Origin of the sequence: uncultured Rossellomorea sp. (assembly GCF_947488365.1) — a bacterium.
Lineage (GTDB): Bacteria > Bacillota > Bacilli > Bacillales > Bacillaceae_B > Rossellomorea.
The window spans coordinates 826,360-841,665 of sequence record NZ_CANKZT010000001.1; the positions used below are offsets into that span (position 1 = coordinate 826,360).

General features: G+C 42.4%; 15 protein-coding genes and 1 other annotated feature. All 15 genes read right to left on the reverse strand.

Annotated features, from left to right (window positions below; genetic code table 11):
• Nucleotides 1–12: 12 nt before the first annotated feature.
• Nucleotides 13–942, reverse strand: coding sequence for a peptidase U32 family protein (locus Q1B03_RS04450; protein ID WP_299738609.1), 930 nt, complete (start codon nt 940–942; stop codon nt 13–15).
• On the reverse strand, nt 939–1,586 hold the full coding sequence (locus Q1B03_RS04455) for an O-methyltransferase (RefSeq protein ID WP_299738612.1): 648 nt from the start codon (nt 1,584–1,586) through the stop codon (nt 939–941). Before Q1B03_RS04455 ends, Q1B03_RS04450 begins: the two co-directional genes overlap by 4 nt.
• A 198-nt stretch (nt 1,587–1,784) precedes the next feature.
• The gene (gene mltG, locus Q1B03_RS04460) at nt 1,785–2,924 is read right to left on the reverse strand and encodes an endolytic transglycosylase MltG (protein ID WP_299739642.1); all 1,140 of its coding nucleotides are present in this window, start codon (nt 2,922–2,924) and stop codon (nt 1,785–1,787) included.
• Nucleotides 2,925–3,083: 159 nt separating this feature from the next.
• Nucleotides 3,084–3,374 (reverse strand): DUF1292 domain-containing protein, encoded by a 291-nt coding sequence (locus Q1B03_RS04465; RefSeq protein WP_299738614.1) that lies wholly within the window; start codon nt 3,372–3,374, stop codon nt 3,084–3,086.
• A gap of 14 nt (nt 3,375–3,388) precedes the next feature.
• Nucleotides 3,389–3,805 carry a Holliday junction resolvase RuvX gene (ruvX, locus tag Q1B03_RS04470; protein WP_299738615.1) on the reverse strand — a complete coding sequence of 139 codons (417 nt, stop codon included), beginning with the start codon at nt 3,803–3,805 and terminating at the stop codon, nt 3,389–3,391.
• Nucleotides 3,806–3,808: 3 nt separating this feature from the next.
• Nucleotides 3,809–4,075 carry an IreB family regulatory phosphoprotein gene (locus Q1B03_RS04475; protein ID WP_034757362.1) on the reverse strand — a complete coding sequence of 89 codons (267 nt, stop codon included), beginning with the start codon at nt 4,073–4,075 and terminating at the stop codon, nt 3,809–3,811.
• Between the two features lie 83 nt (nt 4,076–4,158).
• Nucleotides 4,159–6,792, reverse strand: a complete 2,634-nt coding sequence (gene alaS, locus Q1B03_RS04480; RefSeq protein ID WP_299738620.1) for an alanine--tRNA ligase — start codon at nt 6,790–6,792, stop codon at nt 4,159–4,161.
• A 66-nt stretch (nt 6,793–6,858) separates the two neighbouring features.
• Nucleotides 6,859–7,129, reverse strand: a binding site (T-box leader).
• Nucleotides 7,130–7,205: 76 nt separating this feature from the next.
• Complete coding sequence (locus tag Q1B03_RS04485; RefSeq protein ID WP_299738622.1) at nt 7,206–8,282, reverse strand: AI-2E family transporter; 1,077 nt, start codon at nt 8,280–8,282, stop codon at nt 7,206–7,208.
• Between the two features lie 329 nt (nt 8,283–8,611).
• A complete protein-coding gene (locus Q1B03_RS04490) occupies nt 8,612–8,752 on the reverse strand; it encodes a YrzQ family protein (protein ID WP_113971292.1) in 141 nt (46 codons plus the stop codon).
• Between the two features lie 6 nt (nt 8,753–8,758).
• Entirely contained in the window at nt 8,759–8,944 is a 186-nt protein-coding gene (locus tag Q1B03_RS04495; protein ID WP_034757353.1) for a hypothetical protein, read from the reverse strand.
• 203 nt (nt 8,945–9,147) lie between these two features.
• Nucleotides 9,148–10,149, reverse strand: a complete 1,002-nt coding sequence (bioB, locus tag Q1B03_RS04500; protein WP_299738631.1) for a biotin synthase BioB — start codon at nt 10,147–10,149, stop codon at nt 9,148–9,150.
• Between the two features lie 17 nt (nt 10,150–10,166).
• Nucleotides 10,167–10,763 (reverse strand): biotin transporter BioY, encoded by a 597-nt coding sequence (locus tag Q1B03_RS04505; RefSeq protein WP_299738633.1) that lies wholly within the window; start codon nt 10,761–10,763, stop codon nt 10,167–10,169.
• Between the two features lie 174 nt (nt 10,764–10,937).
• Nucleotides 10,938–13,328 (reverse strand): ATP-dependent RecD-like DNA helicase, encoded by a 2,391-nt coding sequence (locus Q1B03_RS04510; protein WP_299738635.1) that lies wholly within the window; start codon nt 13,326–13,328, stop codon nt 10,938–10,940.
• 17 nt (nt 13,329–13,345) lie between these two features.
• Nucleotides 13,346–14,017, reverse strand: a complete 672-nt coding sequence (locus tag Q1B03_RS04515; RefSeq protein ID WP_299738637.1) for a lipopolysaccharide assembly protein LapB — start codon at nt 14,015–14,017, stop codon at nt 13,346–13,348.
• Between the two features lie 173 nt (nt 14,018–14,190).
• Complete coding sequence (gene mnmA, locus Q1B03_RS04520) at nt 14,191–15,306, reverse strand: tRNA 2-thiouridine(34) synthase MnmA (RefSeq protein ID WP_299738639.1); 1,116 nt, start codon at nt 15,304–15,306, stop codon at nt 14,191–14,193.

The window sequence follows — 15,306 nt, forward strand, 5'->3', positions numbered from 1 at the left end:
ATGATTTCATTGTTAATACACCGTTTCTTTAAAAAAGAATCCCGTATCCAGTGGACGATTTTCCGGTTGCAGCTTCTTCGCTCCTTCTAGAAAATCGTCTTTTTTCTCTTCATATTGATCTTCGTCTTCTACACATAGATCAATGGCTTTACGATATAGTTTCGTCACTTCCAATATATAGTCTGATGATTTCAGAACCCCATCGATTTTGAAGGAGTCAATGCCTGCCTCGACCATTTCACCCAGTTCATCGACGATGCACATATCATTCGGACTCATAATATGAGTGCCGTTCTCATCTTCATAGATTGGGTATTTATTATGACGTTCTTCATCGTGCAGGAACATATTTCGTTGTTCTTTACGGTTTTCAATCTCCATCGCCTTTCCTCTATACTCAAAATAGTTACCAAGTAAAGAGCGTTTTGATTGGAACATGCAGGTCATACCGTGGACTTGGACCTCGATTTCAACCTCTGCATTCTCTTTCATCTCCACAATGGTATCCATGCTTAATTCCCTGGCCAAAACAGCGCGTTTCGCCCCTTTTCTGCCCCAGTAATTACACGTGTACCAATTGGTGGCAGTTGTTTCGGTATTCCAATGCAGCTTCATCTCAGGTGCCACTTCACGTACAGCCATTAACACAGCCGGATCACCGAACACTATCGCATCCGCACCGGCTCCTTTTAGAAAGGCAATATAGTCGTCAAGCTCAGAAATTTTATCATTATGGAAAAGAGCGTTCATGGCTACGTACACTTTCTTACCGTGTTTGTGAGCAACTTTGATGGCTTCTCGAACATCTTCTCTTGAAAACTCTCCCGCAAGCCTTAAGCCATACCTTTGTTCACCAATCATAAACGCATCTGCCCCCGCCAATGCCAACGGTTCAATATCAGCAACAGAGACAGGGGTTACAAGTAATTCTGGTTTTTTCATGAGCGCTCACCTCTTTTTTTACTGATGGCAATACCGTCTCCTACGGGTAAAATACTCGTATTAAATTGCTCATGGGTCATGAGCCATGTATTATAATTCCGTAGTTTCTTGACCATGTTTCGAATTCTTTTCTGCTCTACCTCTTCTTGAGCAACAAGTCCTTTGAACAGGACATTGTCAGAGTAAACGACCCCTTCTTCTGACAGCATACCGGAGTAAAGTTCAAAGAATTTAAGGTATTGTCCCTTGGCCGCATCGATGAATATCGCATCAAAAGGCCCGTGTTTCTTCACTTCTTCCCCAAGTTCCAGGGCATCACCGAATAAAGTAACAATCCTCTTTCCGTCCTCTGAGCGAGACAGAAAGCTCTGAGCTGCGTCGAATCTTCCTTCGTCACGTTCAAGGGTCACAACTGTCGAGTGGGGAAGAGCCTCCGCCATTCTGAGAGCAGAATATCCGATAGCCGTTCCGATTTCCAAGATGCGCTTCGGCTGTTGGATCCTTAACATCCCAAGGAGTGCTTCAATGCCCACTAGCTCCATAATGGGAACATTATGGACTTCAGCATATTGTTCCATCTCTGCAATTAATGCAGGACGTTCTTTCACGATTGATTCTATATAATGAATAACCTGTTCGTTCATATATAAGCCTCACGATCATTATCATAAATGGTCCCGGGTTACGATTCTTTCTCAGACAACATGAAAAGAAGAAAGCTACAATGAGCTTTCTACTTCACACACATCTTCATAAAGATAACGCCCGTATAAAAAATAACTTGTACTATTTTATCACATAGAGAAGAGGAAAGCGAATCTTTCTTTCCTCTTCTCACCCCGCTATTCTTCTTTGTTTGTAATGTACTTCGCCTTTTTCTCATTATGCTCTTCTAATGTTTCAGAATAATAAACGGATCCATTGGAAGAAGCCAGGAAATAGTAATACTCTGTATCCTCCGGTTCTAAAGCCGCTTCAATCGAAGACACACCGGCGTTCGCGATCGGACCGGGCGGTAACCCCTTCACTCTATATGTGTTATAAGGTGAATCCACTTCCAGATCTTTGTATACGGTTCTATCTTTATGCTTCCCTAATGCATAAAGCACCGTTGGATCGGTTTGAAGGGGCATATCCTCTTCTATACGATTATAGAATACACTTGAGATTTTTCCTCTGTCCGCTTTTTCTGTTGCTTCTTCTTCAATGAGGGAAGATAACGTCAGAAGCTCATGGGCCGTGTATTCCCTATCTGCCATCGCTCCCTCATATTGAGCGAGGACTTCGTTCGTTTGTGCAATCATCTTCGTTAAGATTGCTTCTAAGGAAGGCTTCTTCTCATAGAAAGGGTATGTCGCGGGATATAGATATCCTTCTAACGGACGTTTAATTTTTTTATTTAATATTTCATCAGTTATCAGTGCCGGATATTCCTGTTTTAATTGCTCGAGCCATTTCTTATCATTTAATTTTTTTTCAATTTCTTCTTTCTCATAAGGGGACTTATCAGCTATGATCTCAGCGATTTGATCTAATTGAAGTCCCTCAGGTATGGTAATCTTAAACTCTGCTTTTCTCATTACCTTCCCTGTTTTTAAACTATTAACAATTTCATTTAACGTCATGGAAGGTGTCAAGTCATAGGAACCTGCCTGAAAACCGGATTCATTATTAAATTTTACATAGTATTTAAAGATCGTTGAATTCTTGACAATTCCTTTTTCCTCCAAAATGTTTCCGATGGAAGTAACTCCAGAGCCTATAGGTATTTCGACTTTCACTGGATTAGTGTTGTCCGGATCGACGGGTTTTAATGCTGAATTCACATAAAGGTATCCACCGATGGCCGTTCCTCCAATAACGATGACAAGACAAAGAATGACAAGACCTACTATTTTTCTAATGACCTTAGCCTCCTCTTGTCTCTCCAGCAGTTTTTTCATAAGCGTTTCTTTTATGTTTTTATTTTTTTCCAAAGCTATATTTCCCCCTTTCGAGCAAAAAAAGGGATATCCGTTGGGCGTAATTCGACATCATCTTCACTATTATACAATATTTTGCACAAAGTGAAACAGGGACCTGCAAAAAGGTGAGTTTTTTGTCCCTTTTTGCGGTCCCTGTTTCGTATGAAAAATTAACGCTTATTCAGCTTCTTCTTCTTCGTCTAAGAAAGTGTTTAACATTTCTTCGATCATGTCCCACTCTTCTTCTGTTTCAATCGGCTTTAATTCGCCTTCTTGGCCTTCGTCTCCCGGAAGGAATGCAGACGCGTGGATTTCGATTTCTTCTTCGTCGTTCTCATCTGCTCCCAGTGGATAATATAGTACATAAGATTTTCCGAATTTATCTGATTCAAACGTGAAAAGAACCTCGCATAATTGTTCATTTCCTTGTTCGTCAACTACTGTAATTTGTTTTTCTCCGTGTTCCATGAACATTCACCTCATTATTTTTGGCTGTCAAGATATCCTTGAAGGATCATCATCGCAGCCATTTTATCAATTACTTTCTTACGTTTCTTCCTACTTACATCGGCTTCTAAAAGGACTCGTTCCGCTGCCATTGTACTTAGTCGCTCATCCCAATATTTAACGGGAAGGGATAATTCCTGATGAATTAACTCTCCATAAGCTTTAGACGCTTCACCCCGGGGACCAATTGAGTTGTTCATATTTTTAGGCAATCCGACTACAACTGTATCCACTTGGTATTCCTCGGCAAGTTCCTTTAATCGGTCGATCCGGAACACACCTTGATCTTCGTCAATCTTAATCGTTTCAATCCCTTGAGCGGTCCAACCAAGCTCATCGCTAATTGCGACTCCCACTGTTTTAGAACCGACGTCTAAACCCATTACGCGCATGTATTATCCCTCTTTGTGCTGTTTCAAATACGATTTGACTAATTCTTCGATGATCTCATCACGTTCTAAACGGCGGATGATATTTCTGGCATCTTGATGTCTAGGAATGTAAGCAGGATCTCCAGATAATAAGTACCCTACGATTTGATTGATCGGGTTGTACCCTTTTTCTTGAAGAGCATCATGAACCTGCAGGAGTACTTCCTTCACGTCATGTTCGAACGGCTCCTCTGAAAAATCAAACCGCATCGTTTTGTCAAAAGAACTCATTTTTAGCACCTCTCTTCAGGCTTGTCTTTTTGACAACCGAATTGTTAATCGTTACCTACATTGTACACCACTTTAACAAGGAGTTAAATGGATTTGACCCATTCTTCTACAAATTGCAGGGCTTCTTCCACTTTTTCCGGGTGTTTACCCCCGGCTTGAGCCATGTCCGGACGGCCACCGCCTCCACCACCACAGCGTGAAGCTACCTCTTTAACAAGTTTTCCAGCATGATATCCTTTTTCGACTAAGTCCTTCGTAACTCCTGCAATGATCGTAACTTTGTCGTCACCAGTTGTTGCCAATACAATAACCCCTGAGCCCAATTTCTGTTTAAGATCATCCATCATTGTACGTAATCCATTGCTATCTCCCACAGCCACCTTCGCGGAAAGAACATTCACCCCGTCAATGACTTTGACTTGATCCGTTAAGCTGCCTGCTTCTATGTTAGACAACTTTGCGGATAATGATTCATTTTCTCTCTGAAGCTCTTTCATTTCAACTAATAAAGAGTCCACTCGGTTGACGACTTCTTTAGGATTCGCTTTAAGTTTGCCTGCTACTTCCTTCAGTTGAGTAACCTGATCATTCAACACTTTGTAAGCATTCTCCGCTGTAACAGCTTCAATCCTTCTCGTACCTGCTCCGATCCCACCTTCTGAAAGAATCTTAAATAACCCGATTTCAGACGTGTTCGAAACATGGCAACCACCACAAAGCTCTAAGCTATACTCTCCAATCGATACAACGCGAACCTCTTCGCCGTATTTTTCTCCGAATAAAGCCATCGCTCCCATCGCTTTTGCCTCTGATAGTGATTTAAGAGCTGTGTTAACTGAAATAGCCTTCCAGACCTTCTCATTGACGATGGTTTCGATTCGCTCAATCTCTTCCTGGGAAACAGAACCGAAATGAGAGAAGTCGAATCGCAGACGGTCTGGTTCCACCAAAGAACCTGCCTGATTGACATGATCTCCAAGGACATCTTTCAATGCCTGATGAAGGATATGCGTCGCCGTGTGGTTCTTCTCCACTTTTGTTCTGGATTCACGGGACACTTTTGCAAGCACCTGTGCATTTTGCTCTAGTGTGCCCTCTTCAACGATGGCAGAATGAAGGTTTTGGCCGTTAGGGGCTTTCTTCACGTTTGTCACAAATACTTTCACGCCCATAGCTTCAATGTATCCTTTATCGCCGATTTGTCCTCCGCTCTCTGCATAGAAAGGTGTCTGGTCCAGAATAAATTGGCATTCCTGTCCTTTATCGACTTTCGGCTGACGTTCATTATCAACCAACAGTTCAAGAATTGTAGCAGTCGTTTCTAATGTGTCATATCCTACAAAGCGACTTTCTACCGTGATGTCACTTAGGATTCCTCCTTGCACTTGCATGCTGCCCACATCCTGGCGAGCCGACCTCGCTCTTTCACGCTGACCTTCCATTTCTCTTTCAAAACCGTCATGATCAACCGTCAATCCTTCTTCTTCTGCATATTCTTCCGTTAATTCAACCGGGAAACCGTACGTATCATACAGACGGAAGACATCTTCACCAGGAATCACTTTATTCCCAGCAGATTTTTGTACCTTGATAATAGAAGAAAGAATAGCCAACCCTTCGTTTAAAGTTTCATGGAAGCGATCCTCTTCATTTTTCACCACTTTTTGAATGAATTCCGCTTTTTGTTTCACTTCCGGGTAGAAATCAACCATGATTTCAGAAACAACCGGAACCAATTCATACATGAACGGACGATTGATTTCAATTTGCTTCGCAAATCGAACCGCACGGCGAAGCAGTCTTCTTAATACATAGCCACGGCCTTCGTTGGAAGGAAGGGCTCCGTCACCGATTGCGAAGGAAACCGTTCTGATATGATCGGCAATGACTTTGAAAGCTACATCGATCTCGCTGTTTTTCCCGTATGACTTACCGGAAATCTCTTCGGTTGCAGAAATGATCGGCATAAATAAATCTGTATCAAAGTTTGTTGGTACTTCTTGTACGACACATGCCATACGTTCAAGTCCCATACCGGTATCAATATTTTTCTTGGGAAGCGGAGTATACGTTCCATCAGGGTTATGATTGAATTGTGAGAACACAAGATTCCATACCTCAAGATAACGATCATTCTCTCCACCAGGATATAATTCAGGGTCTTCAGGACTTTCCCCATATTCCGGTCCGCGATCGTAGAAAATTTCTGTATTCGGGCCGCTTGGACCTTCACCGATATCCCAGAAGTTCCCTTCAATACGAATGATTCGTTCAGCAGGTACGCCTACTTTTTTGTTCCAGATATCAAATGCTTCATGATCTTCAGGGTGAATGGTAACGGAAAGCTTCTCGGGATCAAACCCGATCCATTTTTCATCGGTTAAAAATTCCCATGCCCATTCAATCGCTTCAACTTTAAAATATTCACCAATGGAGAAGTTACCCAGCATTTCAAAAAACGTGTGATGACGTGCTGTTTTCCCTACATTTTCGATGTCATTTGTGCGAATGGACTTTTGAGCATTCACGATTCTTGGATTCTGAGGAATGACACGTCCATCAAAATACTTCTTTAATGTAGCTACTCCACTATTGATCCATAAAAGGGACGGATCTTCATGCGGAACTAATGATGCACTCGGTTCAACACCATGTCCTTTTTCCTGAAAGAAATCTAAAAACTTTTGACGAATTTCTGCGCCTGTTAATTTGTTCATGTAAAACTTCCTCCTTCATTGATTATGTATGGTTAAAAATGAATACAAAAAAGCCCTCATCCCTAAAACAGGGACGAGAGCTAACTCGCGGTACCACCCTGGTTATGAACAAAGAAAGTGCAGGCTTAGAGGCTCGTAGTTCCTTGTTGCCTCTCAGGAAGCCTATTCGCATTTCTCTATTGTTCATCCCTCAAAACACCTTAACGCGGATAGACGGCAGGTTTTACCTGCACTCAGGATTAGCATTCGGTTATCCTTCATCTGGAATCCCTTGCAGCCTGGGGAATCCCTCTCTGATAGATGGACTATAACGTACTCGATCCTTCATTGCTTTCATTTTATACGAATACTTGTATATGTTGGATTATAGAAATATTCACTGTATTTGTCAATGTTGATTCTTATTTTTTCAGTTAATCTCCCCCTGCTGCATGAATGAAATGGGTTCGTCCATGTAAAATCGCTACTTTTACCACAGCTAAAAAAGGCACTGCAACAATCATGCCGATCACACCCCCTACTTCACCACCAATGATAAGGGCAGCCATAATAAACAGTGGATGCATATGAAGGCTTTTTCCGACAATGAGGGGCGATAAGATATTCCCCTCCAGGAATTGGAGAACTACGACCATGATGACGACATATATCATCATATTGACAGAGATCGTACTTGCCACAATGGCAGCTGGAACCGCTCCGATAATCGGTCCGAAATAGGGTATTACATTGGTTACTCCAATGATCAATCCGAGGATCAAGGGATACTTCATACCGATTAACCAGAGTGTTAATGCTGAAAGTCCCCCAATGATCAAACAAACTAAAAGCTGTCCCCGGATATAACCTCCCAGCGATTCATCCACATCCCTTGAAAATGAAATCGCGCTGTTCCTCCATTTTTTAGGGGTAAGCTGCCACAGGAATCTTTTCACTTTCGTAATATCCTTTAATAAATAAAAAGATACAAAGGGAATGATTGCAACAAGCAGAAAGCTGTTCATAAACTTCATCACAGTGGCCAGAACGACTGCGACAAGCCCCGTCAACCAGGCTTCGATCCCGTCAATTCTTTCCTCTAATTGAGATTGTATTCCGTCTGGCCAAGTGGAGGTCTCGCTTTGCACATAGTCCAGCCACCTCTGGTATTGTTTTGTAAAAAGTGGCGCATTCTCTGATAAATCTTTCAGCTGATGTATGATGATCGGAGTCCCCTTATAGACCGCGTACCCTAATCCTCCAAAGAAAAGGATGTAGATGAGCATGATCGCTATTCCTCTATGAATGCCCGCCTCATGGATTTTTTCTACTATTGGATGAAGCAAATAGGCAATGAATCCCCCTATCAGGAAGGGTAGAAGCGAAAAGAACAATACTTCCAGGACCGGATGCCATACAGGCTTTAATAAGTAGAGAATATATAGGAATAAAGCAAGAATAAGAGCTATTGAAAGTCGGTACAACCATTTGGCATAGGGTCTCTTTTCCATTATTAACACCTCCTTCTCTTCTTCCCTAGTGTTGGAATGTAGGAGGGTATTTTATTCATTGGACATAAACAAAAGCATGATGGGAGACTAGGGCATATCTGGAACTAAATCGGTGGGGATGTAAGGTGCGAGAGTCTTTTCGCTGATATATCGGGAATTCCGCTGATAAAAGTGGGATTTCGCTGATAAAACAAAAATTCCGCTGATATCCAAATAGCAGCTGCTTATATCAATAAAGATTTAGTGATTTTTCTTTGTATCTAAGTTCCTTCATATGAAAAACCAGGAAAATAAAAAAAGACTGACCCGAAAGTCAGCCTTTTTAGCTGTTAAAAAAGTTTCTTTACTTGTTTACGAATTCGTTTCATTTGTCTTTGGTTCATCATATTGGATCTTTGTGAATAGATGGAAGCCGCAATTCCTGCTCCAAAACCAACGATGGATGCAAATGTTTTGTTCAAGAAAGACACCTCTTCCTAGCTTAGTCGGCGTTCTTCCTCATCAAACAAGTCGTCTAAGGAGCTCAGTGATCCATCCTCTTCCACTTGATGAGTATGAATGACTCCCTTTGACAAGGAAAGCTCTATATAGCAACCCCAACAATAATATTGGTTGATGCCGATCTTTCCAATATCTTTGCTCTGACAATTTGGACACTTCATCGGTAAGGTTCACCTCTATTACACCAAACCTGGTGTGTATTCCCTACCATCATGACCAATCCGAGCCCGTTTTATACTTGTTCAATGAGAATATCCGCCCAAACGATGTTTAATCACCGTTCTTATATAGTGTGGGATATTTTCTTGATTTCATAAGGAGTAACCTTTTCCAAAGCACCCACCTAAATTTACTTATTCGATTTTCAAGATGTTGCCTGCTCACTTACTTCCTTCACATAATCAACCTCAAACCCCAGATCTTCAAGCATTTGGTGATCTGCTGTGCCTTCCTGGCCGGCTGTCGTTAAGTAATCACCAACGAAAATCGAGTTGGCCGGATAAAGTCCAAGTGGCTGTAAACTGCGCAGATTCACTTCCCGTCCCCCTGAAATACGGATCTCTTTAGTCGGGTTGATGAAACGCATTAAACAAAGAACCTTCAAACAATATCTCGGATCGAGGTCGTTTGTTCCTTCAAGAGGTGTACCATCTATAGCATGCAAGAAGTTCACGGGAATGGAGTCGGCATCCAGCACCTTTAAACTGCGGGACATATCAACCACATCCTGCAATGTCTCTTTCATGCCGACTATGATTCCGGAACAGGGAGAAATCCCTTGTGCTTTCGCTTGTTCAACGGTATTCACCCTGTCTTCATAGGTATGGGAAGTGGTGATGTTTTCATGATGGTTCTCTGAAGTATTGATGTTATGGTTATAACGGTCCACCCCTGCTTCCTTTAACCGTTTCGCCTGATCTTCTTTTAATAAGCCTAAACATGCACATACTTTTAAGTTATACTGCTCTTTGATTTCCTTTACTGCCGAAACCACATGATCGACTTCACGATTGCTCGGGCCCCTTCCACTCGCCACAATACAATATGTTCCCACATTTAGCTGATGAGCATTTTGGGCTCCTTTTAATATTGTCTCTTTATCCACCATACGATATTTCTCGATCGGAGCATTTGAAACAATGGACTGTGAACAATAGCCGCAGTTTTCAGGGCATAAACCTGATTTCGTATTGATGATCATATTTAATTTCACTTTGTTTCCATAATAATGTTTTCGAATCAGGTAAGCGCTATGCAATAATTCCAGAAGTTCGTCATCCGGACTTTGTAAAATCGATAAAGCCTCTTCATTTGTGATTTCTTCTCCCTCAATCACTCCAAGTGCCAGTTCCTTCCACGTTTTCATGTGAAATTCCTCCCCTTTTATGCCGCTCTTTTTATATTCTTAAATGTACTCTTTGACAGGACCGATTTCTCAAGGCGATGAGCCATCATTCCAGCACACACGGCTAATATGATATCCTTCGGTAAAGGTACCAACATCCAGGCCCATGCAAGTTTATATGTAAATCCTTCAGGAGCTGCAGCCCAAAGTTTGTACGCTGCATACATCCAGTTCGTACCGACCACATAATTGACAGTCATCCCGACTAGAGCCGCGAAAATGTAGACCTTGATTCCTTTATGTTTTTCTACGATTTTACCTGTAATGTATGCTGTAAGAATAAACGAAACGATAAATCCGAATGTCGGGCTCACAATAGAGGATAATCCTGCTCCAAATCGTGCAAATACCGGAACACCCACGAGTCCCACCAGTGCGTACACTGTCATGGAAATGGCCCCGACCCTACTTCCAAGAATCGCTCCAGCTAAAATGGCGAAGAACGTTTGTAACGTAATGGGAACACCGCCCACTACCATAAAAGGTACGAATGTCGTGATGTTGGCACCTATCGCCATAAGTGCAACAAACATCCCTGCCAGTGTAAGATCGATTGTCCTTAATTTTCTGTTCATCTGTCTTCCCCCATCTGTCTTTTTTCTACAAGATAAGGATATCGCTTTCTTTAAATATATGTCAACTTTATTTTGTTTTAAGTTAACAATTATCATGATCATTAATGGCAATAACCAATAGAAAAAGGTCAACGAAGGAATAATTTCTACAGGAGAAATATTCCTTCGTTGACCTTATGCTTTCATGAAATCATAGGGACTGATGCCTTCCATTCCAATCATTGGATCCTCATTCAGCAAGATTTCTTCAATGGGTAAACCTTCTTCAGGAGAAACTGCCGTGTTTTCTGCAGCGGTTAAACCGTTCAGTTTCTCGCTTAGGGTCGTTTTGCGGAGAAAATCATCTTCCCTCTCTACTCCAAGGGTAAAAGCATCAAGCTCCCCACAAAGAATGAGGAATTGCTTGCTCCTGGTAATGGCAGTGTAAAGAAGATTTCTTCTCAGCATCCGATAATAGCTTTTCACGACAGGTAAGATCACAATGGGAAACTCACTTCCTTGTGACTTATGGATCGAGCAGCAATACGCATGGGTAATTTGCATGAGATCTTGCCTCGTATAGGTGACCTCATTTCCCTCATATGAAACAATGATCATATCTTGCTTCTCGGTGTTTTCCTTCGCATAAAAGATCGAGACGATTTCACCGATATCCCCGTTGAAAACATTGTTTTCAGGTTGATTGACAAGTTGAAGAACCTTATCCCCAATACGATATTTCACATCTCCAAAGGCGATCTCTTTCCGGGTACCGTCATTGCTATTGAAAATTTCCTGAAGAAGCTCATTCAATCGGTCGATACCTGCAGGGCCTCGATACATAGGAGCTAGGACCTGTATATCCTTTGGGGAGTACCCTTTTTTCTTCGCGTTCTCAACGACTTTTTGAACGATTTCGGATATTTGATTGGATCTGCATGGGAAGAAGGATCGATCCTTTTGCTGTTTGGTCAGGTCTTGAGGTACCTGTCCCCTTTTCATATAATGAGCAAGTTCAATAATGGAGGAGCCCTCTTCCTGTCTATAAATATCCGTTAACCTGACTGTTGGCACCACTTCCGATTTCAATAGGTCCTTTAGTACCTGGCCAGGACCGACAGACGGTAATTGATCCTCATCCCCGACAAGTATCACTTGAATATCCTCAGGCAGGGCCTTCAATAATTGATGGGCAAGCCACGTGTCGACCATGGACACTTCATCCACAATTAACAACTTTCCTTCAATCGCCCGTTCTTCATCACTCTTAAATCCTTCTTGACCGTTCCAGCCTAAAAGTCGGTGAATCGTCATGGCAGGGAGGCCCGTGGATTCTGTCATGCGCTTTGCCGCTCGACCAGTCGGGGCTGTCAGTAAGACAGGAAAGGGTTCATCCTTGTAATCCTTGGGATCCAAGGAGCAGCCATGGAGATCCGCAAACAGCTCCACAATCCCCTGAATGACGGTCGTCTTACCGGTTCCGGGTCCTCCGGTTAACAGAAGCATGGGGGACATCAACGCTGTTTCGATGGCTTCTTTTTGTGAAGGTGCGTATTGAACTCCCAGTCGGTCCTCCAGTGCTCCAAGTGATAGAAGAAATTCGGATTGAGGAAATTGATCTTTATATTGGGTTTGAGACAAAATCTTTTCAATGTTTGTCACGATTCCTTTTTCCGAGAAGTAAAGAGAAGGAACATATACCTTTGTGCCTTCTCCAATGACTTTACCCTCTTCCTCCAAGGAAACCAGTTGACTGGATATTTCAGTGTAATCGACCTTTTCGGGCTGACTTTTCTCAAGCAGCTCCTTCACCGTAACAATGAGTTCTTCTGCTTCGAGATACACATGGCCCTGCTTCACACATGTTTGCTCAAGGGTGTATAAACAGCCTGCTTTGATCCGGTCGGGATGACTGCCTGTCAACCCGATCTTAGAACCAATCTCATCGGCCCGGGTAAAGCCGATTCCTTCAATATCTTCCACAAGCTTATAAGGATTATTTTGAATGATATCAAGTGCCTGCTCTTTATAGGCTTGATAGACCTTCATGGAAATTTGGGGGCCAAATCCCAGGTCATTCAGCATGATCATGACCCGCTCCAAGCCTTGATGCTCGGAAAGCGTATCATAAATACTTTTCGCCTTTTCCTTTGGAAGCTTTGGAATTTCATCCAGCAGGCTCGGATTTTCGAGTATTTTGGTTATGGCGTTTTCCCCGATATGCTCCACTATCTTCTCAGCTGTTTTCTTCCCGATTCCTTTAAATAAATCACTTGATAAATAATGGACGACACCTTGTGTGGTTTGTGGGATTTCTTTCTTGAAATGCTTTGCATGAAACTGCATGCCAAACTTTGGGTGATCTTGAAACCTCCCATAAAACACGTAGGTCTCATCTTCATGAATCTTAGGAAAATTCCCGGTTACGACCGCTTCTTTGTCTTCATAAGTATCATTCGTTTCGTCCACCCGGATCCGGACGACGGTATAGAGATTTTCCTCATTATGAAAAATCGTGACAAGATGCCTTCCTTTTATATAGATTTCTTCCTCACCAAACAGCTTTAAAGAATCTTGCTGGCTCAAATCAGTGAACCCCCTAACTATTCACTTTGTTCATTTTTCAGCTTTTCGATCATCTTGATGCCATAACCCGCCAGCATATGATCTGGTTGAACTTCGATTGCTTTGTTGAAATACATCAGTGCCGTGTTTGCATCATCCTTATGACCTGCAAAGGCAACCCCTAAGTTGTAGTAAGCATCTGCGTGAGTTGGATCTGCTTCCACTACTTGAGATAATTGCGCAATCGCTTCTTCGTATGCTTCAACCTTCGCTAAGCATAGACCTAACTGGAAGCGCGCCTCTGTATCCTCTTCATTCAGTTCGACACTTCGTTGCAAGTAAGGAAGAGCCAGTCTCGGCTGCTCTAATTGGAACAGGCTGACTCCGAGCATAAAGTAGACATCGGCATTCTCCATTCCCTTTGAAACAGCTTTTTCAAATTGATCCTTTGCTTCATCAAAGTTATTCTCGTTAAAGTACAGGTTCCCCAGGGAATAATAGGCTGCCCCTGCATTCTCATCGATTGAGATTGCACGTTCAAAAAATTTCTTCGCCTTTTCGTTGTCTCCAACCGACATGAGTACGTTCCCAAAATTTATATACCCTACCGGATCCTTTGGATTTTCTTCAATGGCTTCTGTAAAAAGTTTGACAGCCTCTTCTACTTTTCCTTCTTGCAATAACTCAATTCCTTTTAAATTCTTATCCAATTCAAACACCTCTATATTTTCTTTATTTATGTATGCAAGCTGAGTAATGATTTTCTCACTTATCGTTACTAGTATAACATACGGGACTTTCAATTTCGGTATCGATCAATGATGAAAAAAGGACTGAGAGAGGAGAGTTTGCACATCTCTTCTTCTCAGTCCTTTGGTCAGTGTTACCCTACATAGGTAAGTTTTTTCTCATCTTTGTAAATGGTATCGATCGTTCCTCCACCCAGACACTCATCACCATTGTAGAAAACAACCGCTTGTCCTGGTGTGACAGCACGGATGGGCTCGTCAAAGATGACTTTCACCTTACCATCTTCTAAAGGAATGACCGTTACGTTGTTATCATCCTGACGGTAACGGAATTTTGCCGTGCAGGCGAATTCAGCCGGTTTCTCACCATTCGAGGTCCAGTGAACATCCGTTGCGAGAATGGAATCTGAATAAAGGGCGGGATGCTCAAAGCTTTGACCTACATAGAGCACGTTTCTTTCAAGGTCCTTCCCGATGGCGAACCAAGGCTCTCCGGCCCCACCTATACCCAGTCCATGGCGTTGGCCAATCGTATAGTACATCAATCCATCGTGTTTTCCCATCACTTTACCGTCTAATGTTTCCATCGTTCCTGGTTGGGCAGGTAAATAGTTGCTCAAGAAATCTTTGAAGTTGCGTTCACCGATGAAGCAAATCCCCGTACTGTCTTTCTTGGCAGCAGTCGCAAGGCCCGCTTCCTTAGCAATTTCCCTAACCTTTTTCTTGTCGATGCCGCCTAGGGGGAACATCACTTTTTCAAGTTGTTCCTGCCCTAACTGATTGAGGAAGTACGTTTGATCCTTATTGTTGTCGACACCGCGGAGCATCTTGTATTCTCCATCACGGTATTCAACCTGTGCATAGTGGCCGGTTGCCAGATAATCTGCACCAAGTTTCAGTGCATGATCAAGGAATGCTTTGAACTTAATTTCTTTATTACACATCACATCCGGGTTTGGTGTTCTTCCAGCTTTATATTCGTCAAGGAAATACGTAAACACTTTATCCCAGTATTGTTTTTCAAAATTCACAGCGTAGTAAGGAATACCAATTTGGTTACATACTCGAATCACATCGTTGTAATCTTCAGTTGCCGTACATACTCCGTTTTCATCGGTATCATCCCAGTTTTTCATGAAAATCCCGATGACTTCGTAGCCTTGCTGCTTTAATAATAATGCGGCTACGGAAGAATCCACTCCACCAGACATTCCAACGACTACTCTCGTATCCTTTGGTTCTTTTTTCAC